The organism is Sporosarcina sp. FSL W8-0480, assembly GCF_037963765.1.
In the GTDB taxonomy this organism is placed as follows: domain Bacteria; phylum Bacillota; class Bacilli; order Bacillales_A; family Planococcaceae; genus Sporosarcina.
The window spans coordinates 825,113-844,425 of sequence record NZ_CP150166.1 but is presented as its reverse complement, the minus strand read 5'-3'; the positions used below and the strand labels follow the sequence as shown (position 1 = coordinate 844,425).

17 protein-coding genes are annotated in these 19,313 nt (G+C 41.4%); 5 read left to right on the top strand and 12 right to left on the bottom strand.

Annotated features, from left to right (window positions below; genetic code table 11):
* Positions 1–119: 119 nt before the first annotated feature.
* From NSQ43_RS04440 to NSQ43_RS04420, 5 genes are all read right to left on the bottom strand, one after another.
* Positions 120–1,076, bottom strand: coding sequence for a siderophore ABC transporter substrate-binding protein (locus NSQ43_RS04440; protein WP_339253364.1), 957 nt, complete (start codon positions 1,074–1,076; stop codon positions 120–122).
* A gap of 19 nt (positions 1,077–1,095) precedes the next feature.
* On the bottom strand, positions 1,096–1,857 hold the full coding sequence (locus NSQ43_RS04435; protein WP_339253362.1) for an ATP-binding cassette domain-containing protein: 762 nt from the start codon (positions 1,855–1,857) through the stop codon (positions 1,096–1,098).
* Positions 1,854–2,804 carry an iron chelate uptake ABC transporter family permease subunit gene (locus NSQ43_RS04430; RefSeq protein ID WP_339253360.1) on the bottom strand — a complete coding sequence of 317 codons (951 nt, stop codon included), beginning with the start codon at positions 2,802–2,804 and terminating at the stop codon, positions 1,854–1,856. Before NSQ43_RS04430 ends, NSQ43_RS04435 begins: the two co-directional genes overlap by 4 nt.
* Complete coding sequence (locus NSQ43_RS04425) at positions 2,797–3,747, bottom strand: ABC transporter permease (RefSeq protein WP_339253358.1); 951 nt, start codon at positions 3,745–3,747, stop codon at positions 2,797–2,799. Before NSQ43_RS04425 ends, NSQ43_RS04430 begins: the two co-directional genes overlap by 8 nt.
* A gap of 330 nt (positions 3,748–4,077) precedes the next feature.
* The gene (locus tag NSQ43_RS04420) at positions 4,078–4,965 is read right to left on the bottom strand and encodes a DUF6612 family protein (RefSeq protein WP_339253357.1); all 888 of its coding nucleotides are present in this window, start codon (positions 4,963–4,965) and stop codon (positions 4,078–4,080) included.
* 222 nt (positions 4,966–5,187) lie between these two features.
* On the opposite strand from NSQ43_RS04420, the gene NSQ43_RS04415 reads away from it, so the two are divergent.
* Positions 5,188–6,906 (top strand): ABC transporter ATP-binding protein, encoded by a 1,719-nt coding sequence (locus NSQ43_RS04415; protein WP_339253355.1) that lies wholly within the window; start codon positions 5,188–5,190, stop codon positions 6,904–6,906.
* A 142-nt stretch (positions 6,907–7,048) separates the two neighbouring features.
* Here NSQ43_RS04415 and hflX read toward each other — a convergent pair whose 3' ends face one another.
* The 3 genes from hflX to putP all read right to left on the bottom strand — a co-directional run bounded on the left by hflX (position 7,049) and on the right by putP (position 10,756).
* Complete coding sequence (hflX, locus tag NSQ43_RS04410; protein ID WP_339253352.1) at positions 7,049–8,320, bottom strand: GTPase HflX; 1,272 nt, start codon at positions 8,318–8,320, stop codon at positions 7,049–7,051.
* 160 nt (positions 8,321–8,480) lie between these two features.
* Entirely contained in the window at positions 8,481–9,179 is a 699-nt protein-coding gene (locus tag NSQ43_RS04405; protein WP_339253351.1) for a VOC family protein, read from the bottom strand.
* A 92-nt stretch (positions 9,180–9,271) separates the two neighbouring features.
* Entirely contained in the window at positions 9,272–10,756 is a 1,485-nt protein-coding gene (putP, locus tag NSQ43_RS04400; RefSeq protein WP_339253349.1) for a sodium/proline symporter PutP, read from the bottom strand.
* A gap of 176 nt (positions 10,757–10,932) precedes the next feature.
* Between putP and NSQ43_RS04395 the strand changes: the two genes are divergently transcribed.
* Positions 10,933–11,400: a nucleoside deaminase gene (locus tag NSQ43_RS04395; protein WP_339253347.1), complete on the top strand. Its 468-nt coding sequence runs from the start codon at positions 10,933–10,935 to the stop codon at positions 11,398–11,400.
* A 99-nt stretch (positions 11,401–11,499) separates the two neighbouring features.
* Here NSQ43_RS04395 and NSQ43_RS04390 read toward each other — a convergent pair whose 3' ends face one another.
* Together NSQ43_RS04390 and NSQ43_RS04385 are read right to left on the bottom strand one after the other, a co-directional pair.
* Positions 11,500–13,143 (bottom strand): AMP-binding protein, encoded by a 1,644-nt coding sequence (locus tag NSQ43_RS04390; protein ID WP_339253345.1) that lies wholly within the window; start codon positions 13,141–13,143, stop codon positions 11,500–11,502.
* A 125-nt stretch (positions 13,144–13,268) separates the two neighbouring features.
* Entirely contained in the window at positions 13,269–14,828 is a 1,560-nt protein-coding gene (locus NSQ43_RS04385; RefSeq protein ID WP_339253343.1) for an FMN-binding glutamate synthase family protein, read from the bottom strand.
* Between the two features lie 90 nt (positions 14,829–14,918).
* On the opposite strand from NSQ43_RS04385, the gene nfsA reads away from it, so the two are divergent.
* Together nfsA and NSQ43_RS04375 are read left to right on the top strand one after the other, a co-directional pair.
* Entirely contained in the window at positions 14,919–15,650 is a 732-nt protein-coding gene (gene nfsA, locus NSQ43_RS04380) for an oxygen-insensitive NADPH nitroreductase (protein ID WP_339253341.1), read from the top strand.
* Positions 15,651–15,865: 215 nt separating this feature from the next.
* Positions 15,866–17,035: an SAM-dependent methyltransferase gene (locus NSQ43_RS04375; RefSeq protein ID WP_339253339.1), complete on the top strand. Its 1,170-nt coding sequence runs from the start codon at positions 15,866–15,868 to the stop codon at positions 17,033–17,035.
* A gap of 67 nt (positions 17,036–17,102) precedes the next feature.
* Here NSQ43_RS04375 and NSQ43_RS04370 read toward each other — a convergent pair whose 3' ends face one another.
* Complete coding sequence (locus NSQ43_RS04370) at positions 17,103–17,654, bottom strand: integrase (protein WP_339253337.1); 552 nt, start codon at positions 17,652–17,654, stop codon at positions 17,103–17,105.
* 340 nt (positions 17,655–17,994) lie between these two features.
* Positions 17,995–18,666, bottom strand: a complete 672-nt coding sequence (locus NSQ43_RS04365; RefSeq protein ID WP_339253336.1) for a diphthine--ammonia ligase — start codon at positions 18,664–18,666, stop codon at positions 17,995–17,997.
* Between the two features lie 154 nt (positions 18,667–18,820).
* Between NSQ43_RS04365 and NSQ43_RS04360 the strand changes: the two genes are divergently transcribed.
* On the top strand, positions 18,821–19,312 hold the full coding sequence (locus NSQ43_RS04360) for an RNA polymerase sigma factor (protein WP_339253334.1): 492 nt from the start codon (positions 18,821–18,823) through the stop codon (positions 19,310–19,312).
* Position 19,313 lies beyond the last annotated feature (1 nt).

Sequence of the window (19,313 nt, the reverse complement as noted above, 5' to 3'; positions counted from 1 at the left end):
AGAGTGTCTTGACACTTGTCATTATATTCATTGATGGCTGTAATTACAAGAACTTATTTTAGCTTTGCAACAAATAAAAAAGGGTTGCTCACTTATTATGAGCAAACCCTTGAATTTAATTATAATGAAACTTCGACTTCCTTAATCATTTCTTTCATAGAGAGTAGACCGCCACCAGACAAGTACCAGTACTCTCCGTTCAAGTAAACGATTTTACCATTTTTATAAGCATCCGTTTTCTTAACAAGTTCATTTTCTATGGAATCCTTTGCACTTGCACCATTGCCGATTGCAGCGTCGCGGTCAATGACGAATAGGACATCCGGATTTTTTTCGAAAATGTATTCGAATGTGATGTTTTGGCCGTGTGTTGATACTTCAATTTTTTCATCTACCGCTTTATAGCCCAATACATCATGTATAAGACCGAAACGGGAGTTTGGACCATAAGCACTTACTTTTCCTTCACTTGCAAGAACGATAAGCGCTTTTGTATCAATCGCTGATGTTTTCTCTTTAATTGTCGCAATTTTATCATCTATGTCGGAAAGTTCTTTTTGAACTTCCTCTTCTTTACCGAAGATTTCACCGATAAGTTCAGCATTATGCTTGAATGAATCCATGTAATGCGCATAGTCAATTCCAACGTAAATTGTTGGGGCAATTTCTGCAAATTGTTCGTAAAGTTCTGCTTGGCGCGTAGAAATAATGATTAGATCTGGTTTCATAGAATGAATTGCTTCGAAATCAGGCTCTTTTAAGCTTCCGACGTTAACGTATTTGTCGTCATCATATTTTGAAAGGTATCCCGGTACGTTCGCCCTTGGCAATCCCGCAACCTCTATGCCTAAATCATCCAATGTATCAAGTGTACCAAAGTCGAATACGACAACTTTTTCAGGGTTTTTCGTAACTTCCACAGGTTTGTCACTAAGTTCGTGTTTAACAGAAACGGTTTCGCTTACGTTGTTAGCGTCCGAACCGGATGTCTTAGCTTCATCGTTATCTTTTGCTCCACACGCTGCAAGAATAATCATGAGGGAAGCAAACAGAAGTGTCATTGTTAACTTTTTCATTGAATACCATCCTTTTTTTTTATGAATTAAAATAGACGCATATATTACAGTTATTCATCTTTTTAATAGGTATATCCATATCATAAATTTCCTTCAACGCATCCGAATTGATGATTTCTTCTGTCGGACCATCACGGACAACCCTGCCATTCTTTAAGGCAACAATCCGATCAGAGTAAACGGATGCAAAGTTAATATCATGGAGTACGATAACTACAGTCTTCCCAAGATCATCAACCAATCTACGCAAGATTTTCATGATTTGAACGGAATGTTTCATATCCAAGTTGTTGAGTGGCTCATCAAGCAGAATATAATCCGTATCCTGTGCAATTGTCATTGCGATAAAAGCACGCTGGCGTTGACCACCTGATAATTCATCCATATAATCATGCTGCATATCCATCAGGCCCATATAATCCATAGCCTGTTCGACGATTCGGATATCCTCCGCATTGAGCTTCCCTCTTGAATAAGGGAATCTGCCGAATGAAACCAATTCACGGATTGTTAATCGAACATTCATGAAATTTGATTGTTTTAAAATTGAAACGCGTTTCGAGAACTCATTGGATTTCATTTTTTGAACATGGTCGTTATCCACAAGCACTTCACCGGTATCCGCATCAATTAAACGGCTGACCATTGAAAGAAGGGTAGATTTCCCAGCACCGTTCGGGCCGATGAAAGATGTAATTTTACCACGATGGATATTTACATTTACCTTTTCAACGACTGCCTTTTTTCCATAGAACTTAGACAACTCTCGAACTTGGATCATGAGGATCGACTCTCCTTTAATAGTAGATAGATGAAATACACACCGCCGACAAAGTTGATAATGACACTTAATGTAGTCGAGAACGTGAATACCCGCTCCACGACCCATTGACCACCTACAAGTGCAATGATACTCATTACTGAAGCACCCGCGATAAGGATCCTGTGTCTAAATGATTTGAAAAATTGATAGGACAAGTTTGCAACAATCAGCCCAAAAAATGTAATCGGACCAACAAGTGCAGTCGATACAGAAATCAGTACCGCTGAGATGACAAGCATTAGCTTAACTACCCGGTCATAAGAAACACCAAGGTTTATTGCCGTATCTCTTCCAAGGGATAGCACATCAAGGTCGTTGAAAGATTTCCATCCGACCAAAAATGTCAGTATAACAATCCCGAGTGCCCACCATACCAGTTCACCACTCACATTATTGAAGCTCGCAAACATTTTGTCCTGCACTCTAAGAAATTCATTTGGATCAATCAGCACTTGCAAGAACGTTGAGATGCTTCCAAAAAATGTACCAACGATAATACCTACAAGCAACAGGAAGTATATCGGCCTACCTCCCCTTTTAAAGAGGAATTGATAAAGAATAAGGGCGAATACAACCATTGTCGAAACCGATAAAATGAAGTTTACATGTCTGTTAACGATTGTAATATGGCTTGAGCCAAGGAAAAAGATTACGACTGTCTGGAGCAATAAGTACAGGGAATCCAACCCCATAATACTTGGGGTTAAAATCCGATTATGCGTAATGGTCTGGAAGATGACCGTCGAATATGCGATTGCAACACCAGTCAACACCATCGCCAACACTTTTATAGCACGGCGGGGCAAAGCATAATCAAAACTGCCATTCAAACCATGAAACAGATACAACGCGCAAAAAAGAATTGCTAAAACCGATAGAATGATCATTTTAGTAGAATCACGCATATGCTTTCCTCCTAAATAACAAGTAGAGGAATATACCGCTTCCGATGACTCCGACCATCAGACTGATTGATATTTCGTAAGGATAGATGAGAACCCTGCCTAAAATATCACAGATTAGTAGGAATATCGCACCTAACAAAGCAGTGTGCGGCAATGTCTTCTTCAAATGATCGCCATGGAAAATTGAGACGATGTTTGGAATGATCAGACCTAAAAAAGGAATCATCCCGACGGTCAAGATGACCGTCGTAGTAACTAAAGCCACTAAAATTAGGCCGATATTGACAATCCTCTTATAAGCGAGCCCCAAGTTTTTCGAGAAATCCTCACCCATTCCAGCTACCGTAAATCGGTTAGCGTAAAAATAAGTGATAATCAGCACAGGGATGCTTATGTATAAAAGCTCGTACCGACCAACCATAATCATCGAAAAGTCACCTTGTAGCCAAGAGGCCATATTTTGGATAACATTCGATTTATATGCGAAAAATGTTGTTATTGAAGAAAGAATATTTCCGAACATTAGTCCAACGAGTGGGATAAAGATTGCGTCTTTGAACTTAATCCGGTCTAATATCTGCATGAACAGCAGCGTTCCAGCAAGTGCAAATACAAATGCGACAACCATTTTCTCAATCGTCGATGCGTTCGTAAATAGTAACATCGAGACCAATATCCCGAGTCGAGTTGCATCCAATGTACCCGCAGTTGTCGGTGACACAAATTTATTCCTGCTCAGCTGCTGCATTATAAGCCCTGCTATACTCATTCCCGCGCCCGCTAAAAGAATTGCAACCAATCTTGGCAAGCGGCTTATGAGGAAAATTTCTGTCTTCTCAGATTGAAAATCGAGAAGGTCCATCGGTGATATCGAGCTCACCCCAACAAATAACGAGAGGAATGATAGAACTATAAGTGCAATAAACAAATAACGTTTCTTCATGAAGAAAGATCTCCGATATCGAATATTTGCTCCAATTGAGAATCACCTTTAATGAAAACGATTATCAATTAGCTGCAAATCCAATTATAACAGGTATGGGGTTAGTGTCAACTGATAATTGAAAATGATTATCAATTATAAGAAGACTTATAGATTTCACTCTAATAGACATGCCACTCCTATGCGGTTCATCTTAATTGTGGCGGTATTTTTAACAGGTTTCATGTTAGGGGAATCAATTGCCTTTGTACACTTTGATCGCGTGCAATCCTTTAACCCATAAAAAAAACGATCATAGACATCTAATTGTCCATGATCGCTCATTCTTACTTATTCTTGACCCATCAACTCTTCCAAATCTACTGCGCTATCAATCACTTCTTGTGGAATTACGATTTCATCAATTTCATTGATTTTCGTAATGACAGATTTCATCTCTTGTACAATATGCATCTCTTCGTCATCAATTTTCATCGTCATATCCATATTCATATCAAATGCATTTGTATAGAATGTTTCCTTGTCGATGTAAATTGTAATGTCCAAGCTTTTCAGATCCATATTATTCAATAAATCAGCTTCCTCTTCAGTCATTTCCATATCTGCAGGGAAAGCCGAACCACCCATCAATTCTTTCATAAGACCACTGAACTTCTCTCCGGAAGCATTCAACGTCAAAATATATTCATCATCGGTCTGCTCAAATTTGAAATCATCCTTAAATTCCTTGAACATCTTCATATCCAATGTTGGGTCTGTTTCACCGCCCCTTTGCGACATCATCTCATCATACATATCTTTCGGCATCTTAATCCATTGACCAGATTCCGGATCATTCATGTAAAAACCAGAATCGTTCATGTAAAGTTCCATGTCCATCGCGCCAATTTCCGGTCCCATGTCCATGCTCATCACTTGATACATCGATAGTGGATCGATGATCATATCCATGTCCATTTTAATTTTCGAATCCATATCAAGTCCCTGGCTTGGCATGGACATTTTTTGATTGATGTCCATAACAGCATGCATGCTCTTTTGTTCCTCTGAAACTTCCATTGCTTTACTATATACTTCTTGCGCGGTCATCTTACTTTTGTTTGACACTTCAACTTTTTCACCGGTTTCAGGATCTGTTTTCGGTTCTGCGGCGGACCCGCATGCTGCGAGGCCAAGTGCAAGCAATCCAACACCTAAACCTTTCATCCATTTTTTCATATGATTCGCTTCCCTTCTTTGTTTCTATTTTTACTACACTTAATCATACGGTATCAAAAGAAAAGAGTTCCATCTTTTTTTACATTTGAATCTTTCCTACCATTTATTTTCATTAGGTCCTTTGCTCACCCTTCTTATTATTTCGATTATAGAAACTTTTTCATGTCCCCTCGCTATCAAATCCGTTATAATAATCGAGACAAAGAGAAAGGACATCACATAATGCTAAAAAAATTCTTTTCTTACTACAAACCACATAAACGGCTATTCATCATCGACTTTTCAAGTGCCATTTTCGTTGCATTGTTAGAGTTGGCTTTTCCGATGGCTGTTCAATGGTTCATCGACACCCTTTTGCCTTCCGGGGAGTGGGGAAAAATCGTAACAATAAGCATCCTATTGCTGCTTGTTTACTTGTTAAGCACATTCCTTCAATACATTGTCAGCTATTTGGGGCATAAATTAGGCATCAATATTGAAACGGATATGAGGCAGCAGTTGTTCAACCACGTCCATCGCCAATCTTTCCGTTTTTTTGATAATACAAAGACTGGCCATGTGATGAGCCGAATAACGAATGATTTATTCGACATTGGCGAACTCGCCCACCACGGTCCTGAGGACGCATTCATCGCAGTGATGACAATCATCGGGGCATTCGTTCTTATGTTCTCCATCAATCCAGAGCTTGCCATCATCGCAATTTGCATGGTGCCGCTTCTTATCGTCCTTGTCACGTTCTGCAATATAAAGATGAATGCAGCATGGCAGAATATGTACGGTAAAATTGCGGATGTCAATGCAAGGGTAGAAGATTCCGTTTCTGGTGCAAGAGTCGTCAAATCATTTACTAACGAGGAATTCGAGATTGCCCGTTTCAAAATAGACAATGGCAGCTTTAGATTGGCGAAACTTGTCGCATACAACGTCATGGCCTGGACGCACTCCAGCATGTATATGATGACAAGGCTTGTGACATTGCTCGTTCTTGTCGTCGGAGCCTGGTTTACGTATAACGGCAACCTGACGCCTGGTGAACTTGTCGGGTTCATCCTATTCGTTAATATCCTTATTAAGCCTGTTGATAAAATCAGTGCGCTACTGGAACTTTATCCGAAAGGGATGGCCGGATTCCGTAGATTCCTTGATCTCCTTGAACAGGAACCTGAAATCAACGACCGTGATGGTGCAAAGTCGGTTAACCACTTGCACGGCGATATACTTTTTGATGACGTTCATTTCCAATATGATGATAATAAATATGTCTTGAAGGGCATCGATTTATCGATAAAAGCCGGAGAGACAATTGCATTTGTCGGACCATCCGGTGCCGGAAAAACAACAATCTGTTCACTCATACCTCGTTTTTACGATGTTGACGAAGGTGCGATTTCAATCGACGGTATCGATATCCGTAATATGACACAGCAGTCCCTACGATCCCAAATCGGAATCGTACAGCAGGATGTCTTTTTATTCACAGGGACGATCAAAGAAAATATTGCATACGGGAATTTGAATGCGACGGATGAAGAGGTCATAGCAGCCGCTCGAAAAGCACATCTCGAAGATTTCATCGCCTCCCTTCCTGAAGGCTATGAAACACAAATCGGTGAGCGTGGCCTGAAATTATCAGGTGGCCAGAAGCAACGGCTTGCAATTGCCCGTATGTTCCTGAAAAATCCGCCAATCCTAATTTTGGACGAAGCGACTTCCGCTTTAGACACTGAGACGGAGCGCATCATTCAGCAATCACTAAACGAACTTGCCGAAAATCGTACAACCCTCGTTATCGCCCATCGTCTAGCAACAATCCGAGATGCAGACAGAGTTATTGTCGTAACGGAGGATGGCATTGCAGAAGATGGAAAATATGATGATTTAGTAAGAAAAGGCGGTATCTTTGCACGTCTCCATAATATTCAATTTCAAGAGGTTTAACATTTTGAGAAACGGGGATACTATAACCATCCCACCCCCCTTTCTCTTTATAGATAAAAACTGCACTGCAGACTTTATAGTCCGCGTGCAGTTTTTTAGTTTTGTTCAGCCGCAGCCGTTTGGCGCCTTCCGCTTTTCGGTTTTAATGCGAAATGATGAACTCTTCGAACTTGATCCGTTCGGAGCCATCCATCTCAACTGTCATCAATGTGCCGTCTTCCTCGTATTCCGTCTTTTTCACATTGGCTTTATCGTTCAAGTATGAAACGACATCCCCCCGATCGAACGGGACGAGCAGTTTGCATGTAACGTATTGCTCAAAAATCTTTTTCTTGATCAAATCGACCAACTCGTCCAAACCTGCCGACTCTTTCGCAGAAATCCATATACTATCATCCGTCGTCCTTGGATACGGCACTCCTGCCAAGTCAGACTTATTATAGACGTTGATCGTCTTTATATTTTCCACTCCGACATCATGCAATGTATTATTCGTCACTTCCATCATATAGCGGTATTCAGCATTCGAAACATCAACTACATGTAGAAGGAGATCTGCACCACGCGCTTCTTCAAGTGTCGAACGGAATGCTTTAACCAAATGGTGCGGTAATTTTGAAACGAATCCAACCGTATCTGTCAAAAGAAACTCCTTATTATCCGCAAATTTCAGGTGTCGCACAGAAGTATCGAGCGTCGCGAATAGCATATTCTCTTCATATACTTGCTTCGCGGTTTCCTCGTCCATTTTGCGTAATAAGCCATTCATCAATGTCGACTTGCCCGCATTCGTATATCCGACAATCGACACGACAGGGATTCCGCTTTTCTTCCGTTGTTTCCGTTGCGTATCTCTACGATCGCGCACCTGTTCAAGGTCCCGTCGCAACTTCGCAATCTGATCCTCAATTTTACGACGATCGAGCTCAAGCTTCGTCTCCCCTGCCCCTTTGTTTTGGAATCCGCCGCCAGTTCCTCCCCCTTGCCTGCTCAATGATGCGCGCAATCCTACAAGTCGCGGAAGTGTGTATTGCAGTTGTGCCAATTCAACCTGCATCCGTGCCTCATGAGTCCGCGCTCTTCTTGCAAAGATATCAAGAATCAGCATCGTCCTATCAATGACTTTCACTTCAAGCTCCTGCTCCAAGTTGCGAATTTGTGAAGGTGATAACTCATCATTGAAAATGATAAGATTCGCTTCCGTCTCTTCGTAAAGCCGCTTCACTTCCATGACCTTTCCCTTACCTACATAATGGGTTGGGTTCCTGCGCTCCAAGTTTTGCGTTACTTGGCCAACGACATTCACGTCAATCGCCTCTGCAAGATTCTTCAATTCTTCCATTTCATACTCAAAATGCTCCGAGTTCTGCTCCTGTACACCGACAAGAATCGCATATTCAACCAAAATCTCCATAAAAAATCCCCTTTCACACATTCCAAATTACAATTTAAAAAGATATTATTATTCAAATACGCATAAAATCACACAAACACGCATAATACTCGACATTCACTCATAAAACCTTTAAGAGGTCCATAAATGTCCAAATTCACGCATAATCACACTCTTATGTTTATCCTTCCCTTTTCCCAATCACGACATCCTTCAACCTATCCTTTCCGCCTTCATGCTGAATAAATCTAAATCGCACATTTTCCAAGTTAATATCATTCGAATCCCCGACCTTTTGAGATAGAAGTACTGCCCATTCTCCTGTGTCACGCAGCGGATCCTCCACTTCAAAAATGCACTCCTGGATTTCAAGTTTTTCATTTTCCTTATTTAAAGTGCCATCCTCGCGTAATTGGTCAAAACGGATAGAGTCAGGTTCCTCCCACTCAATAAAAAATGGATATGGCAGTTCATCATTAACCGGCTGATCAATAAATAGCATTTTCCATTTCCGAAGTACGCCACTTTCCGTCCGCCTTTCAGCATCTAATACACCTGAAGTAGCAAACCCCTTATTTATAATATCCTCATTAAATTTCTCAATATTATCAACAGATAAACAGATAGTACCCCATCCATCACGTTCGTCAACATCATGCAATAGCAACCGAGTTAACGGATGGTCGACTTCTCTCGCAATTTCAGGTTTTTCCACGGATAGCCATTCAACATATGCATTATTCACATACATAAGTGCATTATGAGTTCCCCACTTTTCATGCCTTCCTCCAATGACAGCATGCTTGCCTTTATTCTTCTGTTCACCGACGATATCTTTAGGATCTTTCGACGAAAAATATATAACATGATCCAGCTTCATGTTCGCATCCCCCTTTAACACTATTTTGATTAGCGTACCATACTACAAGAAAAAAACGGCCACCGATTGCCTTAATCGATGACCGCTTCTTCTTATCGTTCTTTTTTCAATAACACTTGTGCATCATAGAATTCCTTATCAATTTCCTTATTTGGTTGATATGTCATCAAGCTAACGAAATAAGTTACAATTAGACAAATTAGGAATCCAGGAACAATCTCATATAGACTATCCGTTAGGAATTCAATATTCCCCCATACTCCTACAGTAATTGCTCCTGCGACCATCCCCCAAAGTGCGCCAGTTGCCGTAAGTTTTCGCCAGTAAAGAGAGAAAAGGATGATTGGACCAAATGCACCACCGAAACCTGCCCACGCAAAAGATACGAGTTTTAATATCGATTCTTTATTCGGCCAAGCAAGCGCCATCGCTATTAACGAAACGATGAGTACTGCCATACGTCCCAAAAAAACATAACGTTCATCTGTTGCGTCAGATTTCATGACCGCTTTATATAAGTCCTCAATCAAAGCTGAAGAAGTAACAATCAACTGGGAAGAAATCGTACTCATTACGGCAGCCAAAACAGCTGCAAGCATAATACCCGCTATGAACGGATGGAAAATAATTTGTCCAAGTGCGATGAAAACCGTTTCTTTATCGACTAATTCAACACTGGGGTTTTGATGATAATAAGCAATCCCTACCAAGGCAGTGGCTATTGCACCGAACAAGCTTAGTATCATCCAACCGATACCAATTCGCCTAGCGCTTTTCGTCTCTTTCACCGACTTGATCGCCATGAAGCGAACGATAATATGCGGCTGACCAAAATAGCCAAGTCCCCATGCAATGGAGGATATGACACTCGCTAGCGTCGCTCCTTTTACAAGGCTGAGCATATCCGGATTCACTTCTTTAATACTTGCTGCAGTTTCCGCAAATCCTCCAGTAAGTGCTAATCCAAAAATCGGAACCAACAGCAATGCTAAAAACATGATAAGACCTTGAACAAAGTCGGTATAGCTTACTGCTAGGAAACCTCCAAAAAGCGTATAAGCAATAACGACTGCAGAAACAATAAGCAATCCTGCATGATAATTAAGGCCGAAGGAGCTCAAGAAGAATTTACCGCCAGCAACCATACCTGAGGAAACATAAAACGTGAAAAATACAAGAATGATTATACCTGAAGCAATTCGTAGAAATCTCGATTGGTCCTTTAAACGGTTTTCCAAGTAACTTGGAATAGTAATGGAATCATTCGATACCTGGGTATATGCACGAAGCCTTGGTGCAACAAGAAGCCAGTTCAAGTACGCACCTATTGTCAGTCCGATGGCAATCCAAGCCTCAGTCAAACCTACTGCATAAATCGCACCAGGTAACCCCATTAGCAGCCAACCTGACATATCTGCGGCCCCAGCACTTAATGCAGTAACTGCCGGTCCTAAGGATCGACCGCCTAACATGTAATCAGTCAGGTTAGATGTCTTTCTAAACGCATACCATCCAATGAAAAGCATGGCCGCCATGTACAAAATGATGGCAATCAATTGATACAAACTACTACTCATAATGCCCCTCCTCTGTTCTTTACACACTACTTTTATACCCACTTAGTTACGTCTTACGCAGTTTTTGAAGAATTCCTTCGTTTTTTCTGTATAATCAAGGTAACCGGTTATCAACAAACCCCAAAATTCTGGACATTTCCCGGGGAATGAACAAACTTCGACAGGAGGAATTCATCTTGAAACACGAAAAATGGCTCCAACAAACAATCGACATGGCTATTGCAAATGTAGAAGGCGGTGGTGGACCTTTTGCCGCGATAATTGTCAAAGACGGTAAAGTAATTGGATCTGGTACAAATAGAGTGCATATCAATCATGATCCATCTGCACATGCAGAGTTGTTGGCAATCCGTGAGGCTTGTGCCACTTTGGGAAGGATCAATCTTTCCGATTGCATCCTATATGCCAGCGGCGAACCATGCCCAATGTGCTTGGGCGCTGCGTATTGGTCATCTGTTGGCCATATCTATTATGCGTGCAGCAAGACGGATGCGACTCTACATGCCGGATTTCCGAATCCATTAAACACCTTCTATTCTGATCAACAAAAGGAACCAACCAAACGTCAAATCCCGTTTACCCACTACAACACAGATAGGGCGCTCCAGCCATTTGAAAAATGGAATAATAGCCAGAAGGTTTAGGAGCATACAAAAGGGGAATTTCCTTTATAGTGGACTTTTCACCCTAAAATCATACAAAAAAGACTGCGTGCCTTTTAAAAACGGCAGCAGTCTTCTGATTCATATTTTTTGACTTAGTGTTTCTTCTATGGAAAGTTCACGAAGTTTAAATTTCTGGATTTTTCCAGACGCGGTCATCGGATAGGCATCGGTGAACTTAATGTACTTTGGAATTTTATGATATGAAATCTTACCAAGGCAAAACGAACGTACCGATTCTTCATCAAGGGCCATTCCCTTTTTCGGAATTATCCATGCCATCAGTTCCTCCCCGTATTTAGGGTCAGGCACACCAACAATCTGGACATCGGAAATTGCTGGATGTGTATATAGGAATTCCTCAACTTCCCGCGGATAAATATTTTCGCCGCCGCGAATAATGACGTCTTTAATACGTCCGGTAATATCAATGTAGCCCTCCTCGTCCATAACCGCGATATCCCCGGTATGTAGCCAGCCATCTTCATCGATAACCTCGCGGGTCGCCTCTTCATTATTATAATACCCTTTCATGACATGGTACCCTCTTGTACAAAGTTCACCCGGCACTCCAATAGGAACCTCTTCCCCAGTCAAAGGATCAATGATTTTAACCTCCACGTGAGGATGTGGTTTTCCAACAGTGGAAACGCGCTTTTCAATTGGATCATCGGTTTGTGTTTGCGTAATAACTGGTGATGATTCCGTTTGGCCGTAGCAAATCGTAATCTCCTTGGCCCCCATATCGTGAATAACTTGTTTCATCACTTCAATTGGGCATGTTGAGCCTGCCATGATACCTGTCCTCAGTGATGAGGTGTCGAACTTTTTGAATTCAGGATGATTCAATTCAGCAATGAACATCGTCGGTACGCCATGAAGCGCTGTGCATTTTTCTTCTTGAACAGCCTCCAATACAAGTAGGGGGTTGAACTGTTCAACGATAACCATTGTCGATCCGTGAGTAACAGCCGCCATGTTGCCAAGTACACATCCGAAGCAATGAAAAAAAGGTACGGGTATGCAGACTCGATCATCTTCAGTAAGTTTCATGAAATCCCCAATAAGTTTTCCGTTGTTCACTACATTTCGATGCGTCAACATGACGCCTTTAGGAAATCCTGTCGTGCCTGAAGTATATTGAATATTAATAACCTCATCTGGGTTCATAGTTCGTTGACGTTCAGCCAAGTCGGCGTCTGTAATTCCTTCCGCATGGTGTAGAAATTCCGACCATTTATATATGCCCGTTTCCTCACGGTCTGTCATAAGAATAATTCTTTTCAATTTCGGTAGTTTTTCGCAATTTACGACACCGGTCTCACTATCCTGAAGTTCTGGATAATTTGAACGGATAATGTCGATATAGCTCGTCCCTTTAAAGCCTTCGTCAAGTATTAGTGTGGTAGCATCCGACTGTTTAAGTAGATATTCGAGTTCATTCGCCTGATAATTCGTATTTACCGTAACAAGGACAGCTCCTATTTTCCCTGTCGCAAATTGACTTAACAGCCATTGAGGTTTATTATCCGACCAGATAGCGACATGTTCCCCGCGCGCTATTCCCATCCCGATGAATGCCTTAGCTAACTCATCTGTCTCACGATCAAACTCTTGATATGTTTTTCTGATTCCATGCTCAGGATAAACATAAGCCTCATGCTCCGGTATCAAATCCGCCCAATCACTTAAGATCTCGCCAACTGTTTTCTCTAACAAAGACATCCATCTAACCCCTTTCTATAATACTTTGATTACTTTTATATTATCACAAAATTCTGATGAAGTCTTAGGCATTCCTAATCAAAATGCCATTTTACCTAACAGGTAAAATGGCATAAAATATTTATTCATTCGACAGGAAAGACTCTTCCTCGCTCATCTTTATAGACAACATGGTGTCTCTCAAATTTTGTCGGTGAATCGAGCCCAGCTGCTGCGGCAATTCTATACAAGCCCTCACGCATCGTCAAAATATAGTTGGTTACACGGAATTTCTTCTCCTCTACGACAAGGCCCCTTTGTAAATTCTTATCGGTCGTAGCTACTCCCGCAGGGCACTCATTTGTATGGCATCGTTCAGCCATAATGCATCCGACCGAAATCATGAATCCACGGGCAATCTGGACAAGATCCGCTCCCATTGCCAGTGCGATTGCTGCTTTGTCAGGTGTTGTAATTTTGCCCGATGCAATAATTTTCACCTGATCCCGTACTTCATACTTCCTAAGAGCATCATCCAATAGTATAAGTGCTGATTTTAAAGGTAATCCGACACTATCAGCTAAATCCTGGTAAGTTGCTCCCGAACCTCCTTCTGCACCATCAAGAGAGATGAAGTCCGGCCCTTTCCCAGTTTCTTGCATAAATCGTGCAAGCTCCTCAGCATCTTCCCTGCCTCCAATGACGATTTTAATCCCAACAGGTTTTCCGCTATGATCCCTTATCTTCTCAATGAAGTCAAAGAGTGTAGGATAATCCGCGAACTGCCTAAAACGATTCGGGCTATTAATGGTCGTAAATGGTACAACGTTTCGGATTTTCGCAATCTCCTCCGTCACTTTTTCGCCTTCGACATGTCCACCACGCATTTTTGCCCCTTGCGCCAATTTAATTTCAAACGCTTTAACTTGAGGTATTTCCGCTTTTTCTCTGAGACGCTCCCAACTGAATTCGCCCTCTTCAGTACGAAAGCCGAATAATCCAGAACCGATTTGAGCAATAATGTGAGCATTTCCAGTTAGGTGATAAGGGGAAAGTCCACCTTCACCCGTATTCATCCATGCCTCTTTTGCCATACCGATCCCCTTGGATAACGCGGTTATAGCGTTTTCTCCGAGAGCTCCATAACTCATACCTGATTGGCCTAATAAGCTTCTTACATGAAAGGGATGTTCACAATTCGGTCCAATGACAACCGCATCCTCTTCTGGTAATAACCAAGGCAATGCCGGAATCTCTTCCCGATGCTCTTTTCGGGAAAAAAGATTATCTTCATCTACCTTATAGCGCATTGTATTGATCAGCCCTTCATTGTCAACTCGCATTTCTTCGTTTTGTTTCGTGAATAATGCATTCCGGATGTAATAACCAGGTTCTTCAAAATTACGTTTTGAACCGAAGCCGATAATACTGTTCAAATACTTGCCGGGCAACACCATATGCAAATATTCTTCGCGGTTAAAAGGCTTCCCCTCGTGATCCGCGTTGAACAAATACTGGCGCAACTCCGGTCCAGTCTTTTCAAGCATATACCGCATACGCCCTAAAATCGGATAGTTTCGAAGTATGGCATGCTGCTTTTGCCTTCTGTCATAAAAGTAAAGATAAATGGCAATTGATATAGGAATGACAACTAAAATAATAATGATCAATGTTGTCGTCAACGATAGGCCATCTAACCAACTCATCCTTACACCCCTTTTCCATTCATTAATAGTAGTGTAACATGATTGTATTCAATCAATATAGAATTACAGAATATTCCGGGAGGTATACATATGGTCATTGAATTATTAAGTTCACACGCTTCTGTACGGAAATACAAGGACATTCATCTTTCAAGAGAAGAAGTCCAGAACCTTGTCCGTGCGGGGCAACATGCGGCAAGCTCTCATTTCGTGCAAGCTTATTCTGTCATCCATGTAACTGATCAAGGGAAGCGTGAAAAACTTGCCGAGTTAGCGAGTAATAGAAGACAGTTTTTAACTGCGGGAGCCGTCCTTGTCTTCTGTGCAGATTACTGCAGGTTGGCCAGTGCCGCCGAGTTGCATGGAGCAAAAATTGATTACTCATACGCTGAAAATATGTTGGTAGGTGCTATTGATGTAGCGCTTTTCGCACAAAACGTTGCAATTGCAGCAGAGTCAAAAGGATACGGAATTTGCTATATTGGCGGCATTCGAAATGCACCGACAGAAATAAGCGAACTGTTGGGACTTTTAGATGGCGTTGCACCAATGTTCGCGATGACGATTGGCGTACCGGACGAGGCGAATGAAGTGAAGCCAAGGTTGCCAGTTGAAGCCATCATTCATGAAAACAGCTATGACAAGGAAAAGTATAAGCAACTTCTTCCGGCTTACGACAAAACGATGCATGAATATTACCTTAATCGTGGGTCAAATCAAAAAGATACAGCATGGTCAGAGCAGATGACCGACTTTTTGGCAGAACCAAGACGCACACATATGAAGGATTTCCTTTCAAAACAGGGATTCGATTTAAATTAAGCCCAAAAGCTCATTAATTCGACAAGAAACGCATAAATCGTACCAGACAAGCATAAATCCCTGTAAAAACGCATAATCGCTTTTATAAGCTCATAAATCGGTTTTGTCACGCATAAATGCAATCAAATACGCATAATTAGTGGGATTAGTTGAATGCTAATCCCTTTTTCACTATCCTAATATGTACAAACTAGCCCGAAAAGAGGTCCAACACGATGCAATTCGAAGAACTCATACAGAAATTAAGCACCCGCATGCAAGAAGGGGCATTCATCCAAGGTACGATCAGCCAACCGCGCTATAAATCAACCGGACTTCAAAAAGTAAAGCTGAAGCCTGTGGAACTTAAGAAAGAAGTCCATATTCAATTTGAATATCACTACGAACGCATTTTGAAACATGAAAACGTAAAAATTGACGACATTCAGCATACTCTCCAACAACTTTTAGAACAATTTAAACAGATTCAAGCAGAATTCACCGATGAAAAAGTTCACATTCAACTGACAAAGAAATTCAAAGTGTCATGGAAAAGTGAAAAATCAGCAACAACGAAAACAGTTGATTTGTCACATAACCGAAAAAAGAATTATTTATTGGACGAGTCGACCCCCTACCCATTCCTGATTCGCCTTGGTGTGCAATCATCGGAAGGCAAAGTGAAAAAACAGAAATACGACAAATTCCGTCAAATCAACCGCTTTGTTGAATTCATCGACGACGCACTCGTCCACCTCCCGAAAGACCGTCCCGTCCGCATTTTGGATTTCGGGTCAGGCAAGTCCTATTTGACGTTCGCCCTCTATCACTACCTTCATATAGAAAAGGGGCTCGATATCCGAGTTACTGGACTTGATTTGAAAAAGGAAGTCATAGAAGAATGCAACGTAATCGCGAAGGATCTTGATTACAATCAGCTTGAGTTCCTTGTTGGAGACATAAATGATTACAACGAAGAAACTGCTGTCGATATGGTCGTCACGCTTCATGCATGCGACGTTGCGACGGACATGGCTCTTGCCCGCGCCGTAAAATGGGGAGCAGAAGTGATATTAAGCGTTCCTTGCTGTCAGCATGAACTGTTCTCACAAATCCAATCACCGGCATTGGACATCATGCTACAGCATGGGCTTATCAAAGAACGTTTTTCCGCACTTGCGACCGACTCCATCCGAGCGGAGTTACTGACACTAGTTGGATATGATGCGCAGCTGTTGGAATTCATCGATATGGAACATACGCCGAAGAATATTTTGATCCGTGCTTATAAGACAGGAAAGAAGCCAGCCGCTGTTGCAGTTGAGAAGTATGAAGCCTTCCGTGATTTACTGAGTGCGAAGCCATTTTTGGAACGTGAGTTGAAGGAATCCGGGTATCTAAATTGAACTCCTGAATTGATAAAAAACCGCCATCAATTATTACTTGGTGGCGGTTTTTTATATAAATCAATTATTAAACAAGTAAAGATTCTTCTTGCAATCCATGATAGATAATCAAGTCATCATCATACTGCTTCTGATAAGTTGAAAGGCTATGCGTCCTTACCTTTTCAAAACTCTCACCATCCACTATATTGAAGAAGCCATTCAAAATCGCCGCATTTGCCCAAGCGGTTTCTTCGAAAGCGATATCCGACTCATGCTCTTCAATGATCATTTTCATGAGTGAGAAATCAGTTAACCGTTTTTCAGCAGCAACCTGTTTTTTCATCGCGATAACTTCTTTTGTTCGGTCCAACGATTTGAGCAATGCCTCGCGATCCATTGCATGCCCTAATTCATGTATGGTCAACACACGGATATATGTTTCAAGTAGCATTGGTTGGGGGAGTTCATTACAGGCTTTTTGCACACGTTTGCTATCAACGATTACCTCATCCTTGAGAAAATCGTACATCATGTTAACTCCTGTGCGCTCCATCTTTACTCTCAAGTCCATATTTACATCATTGATGGTTGATTCGACTAAGGCGGCAATATGCGATTCAGTCATGCAATCTTTCATTATAAATTTCAAAACTTCCTTTACTATTTATATTCTATTTAGGGATTTGAATTTCTAACACAACTTTTTCATTATAGAGAAATAGTAAGGAAAGCGCAATACATTTATTTCAATATACAAGGAATTGTCAAGAGTCTGCTAACTCGCTAACTTGGGCTCATTACTTTTCAACAACTTCAACGACTAATACATAGAGCAACCCCTCTTCTTTCAATTTTTCCACATCAATCTCGCCTTCTTCAAACATCCCTCGATTTCATTGTGTCTTTTACATGTAACGTCAATGGTTTTGTACATCCAGCAAGAAAAATAAGGCAGAATAATACGAAGGGCCAATTCTTCATAGATATGACTCCTCTTCCAACCCGACAGTCAAAAACACATACCCATCACGTTCATGATGCTCCTTAAACACGACTGGAACACGATTCTTAAAAATCGGTCCATCAACGACAACGGTGTGGAATTCCCCCGATTCCCCACATGAATCAATGCCAAGCGACTCCAGTTCATCCATCAATTGAATCGTAAATTCACGACCGATGAATTCCGAAGGCATCATTTTCGAATTTACGACAACAATATATGCCTCAAAGCCTGCATTTACGAATTCCTCCAACAGCTCCCGACGTGGTTCCATCCATAGCGGATGTACCGCTTTCATACCGACTCTATCGCAAGTTGTTTGGACCCATGTCAAATGATCTTCTATATCGATATCCCCGAATACCCCATATGAAATGCCCGCATCTACGCATTCCTTCATTGCATCCAAAAAACCTTCTTCGTATCCGTTCCAATCTGCACCACGGATGATCAACGGAATACCAAGGCTGTCAGCCTGTGCTTGGATGATTTCCAAAGGTAATGCATGGGATTTCGAACGTTCCTTATCCTTTTCGAACATCGTCCAGATGCATTTGGGGATTCCTCCTGATCGAAGAGCACGGTAATAGGCTAACGCCGAGTCTTTACCACCACTCCAAGAAGCGACGAATGATTGTTTATTCATTTTTTCACACATCCTCTCCTCATATTTTAAACTAAGCATATCATAAACATTTCAAAGTCTTTCCAACGTCTCCAAACTTTCTAAGAAGGCAGTTCGTCCATACTATGAGACGTGTTCGCGATACGTTATTTACAAAGAAGGTGACCCGATTGTCATGACAAGAGACGATAAATTTAAGTTGGTGGAAAAGTTCATTATAGAAAATCAGCAAGCCTATTATCGGCTCGCATTTAGTTATGTTAAAAACAAAGAAAATGCACTGGATATCGTTCAGGAATCCATCCTGAAAGCACTTCGGTCCATTGATCGGCTTGATGAAGAGAAATATATGAAAACATGGTTTTACAGGATCATTGTCAATACGGCCATTGATTTCATCCGAAAACATCAGCGGATGTTCATCATGGACGATGAAATATTGGAAAGTCATTTACCTTCTTTGGAGGATGACGTAACCGATTTTGACCTTCAAGAAGCGGTCGATCACCTGCCGCCAACTTATAAAACAATTATTATTCTCCGCTTTTTCGAAGATTTGAAAATCGATGAGATCGCTGATATTACAGGTGATAATGTCAATACGGTAAAAACAAGACTGTATGCGGCTTTAAGGAAATTACGCGTTGAAATGAGGGAGGAGTCATAGA

Excerpts from the sequence above, each read along its gene's own strand:
- NSQ43_RS04440 (WP_339253364.1), bottom strand. The coding sequence starts at position 1,076 with ATGAAAAAGTTAACAATGACACTTCTGTTTGCTTCCCTCATGATTATT.
- NSQ43_RS04435 (WP_339253362.1), bottom strand. The coding sequence starts at position 1,857 with ATGATCCAAGTTCGAGAGTTGTCTAAGTTCTATGGAAAAAAGGCAGTC.
- NSQ43_RS04430 (WP_339253360.1), bottom strand. The coding sequence starts at position 2,804 with ATGCGTGATTCTACTAAAATGATCATTCTATCGGTTTTAGCAATTCTT.
- NSQ43_RS04425 (WP_339253358.1), bottom strand. The coding sequence starts at position 3,747 with ATGAAGAAACGTTATTTGTTTATTGCACTTATAGTTCTATCATTCCTC.
- NSQ43_RS04420 (WP_339253357.1), bottom strand. The coding sequence starts at position 4,965 with ATGAAAAAATGGATGAAAGGTTTAGGTGTTGGATTGCTTGCACTTGGC.
- NSQ43_RS04415 (WP_339253355.1), top strand. The coding sequence starts at position 5,188 with ATGCTAAAAAAATTCTTTTCTTACTACAAACCACATAAACGGCTATTC.
- hflX (WP_339253352.1), bottom strand. The coding sequence starts at position 8,320 with ATGGAGATTTTGGTTGAATATGCGATTCTTGTCGGTGTACAGGAGCAG.
- NSQ43_RS04405 (WP_339253351.1), bottom strand. The coding sequence starts at position 9,179 with ATGAAGCTGGATCATGTTATATATTTTTCGTCGAAAGATCCTAAAGAT.
- putP (WP_339253349.1), bottom strand. The coding sequence starts at position 10,756 with ATGAGTAGTAGTTTGTATCAATTGATTGCCATCATTTTGTACATGGCG.
- NSQ43_RS04390 (WP_339253345.1), bottom strand. The coding sequence starts at position 13,143 with ATGTCTTTGTTAGAGAAAACAGTTGGCGAGATCTTAAGTGATTGGGCG.
- NSQ43_RS04385 (WP_339253343.1), bottom strand. The coding sequence starts at position 14,828 with ATGAGTTGGTTAGATGGCCTATCGTTGACGACAACATTGATCATTATT.
- nfsA (WP_339253341.1), top strand. The coding sequence starts at position 14,919 with ATGGTCATTGAATTATTAAGTTCACACGCTTCTGTACGGAAATACAAG.
- NSQ43_RS04375 (WP_339253339.1), top strand. The coding sequence starts at position 15,866 with ATGCAATTCGAAGAACTCATACAGAAATTAAGCACCCGCATGCAAGAA.
- NSQ43_RS04370 (WP_339253337.1), bottom strand. The coding sequence starts at position 17,654 with ATGAAAGATTGCATGACTGAATCGCATATTGCCGCCTTAGTCGAATCA.
- NSQ43_RS04365 (WP_339253336.1), bottom strand. The coding sequence starts at position 18,666 with ATGAATAAACAATCATTCGTCGCTTCTTGGAGTGGTGGTAAAGACTCG.
- NSQ43_RS04360 (WP_339253334.1), top strand. The coding sequence starts at position 18,821 with ATGACAAGAGACGATAAATTTAAGTTGGTGGAAAAGTTCATTATAGAA.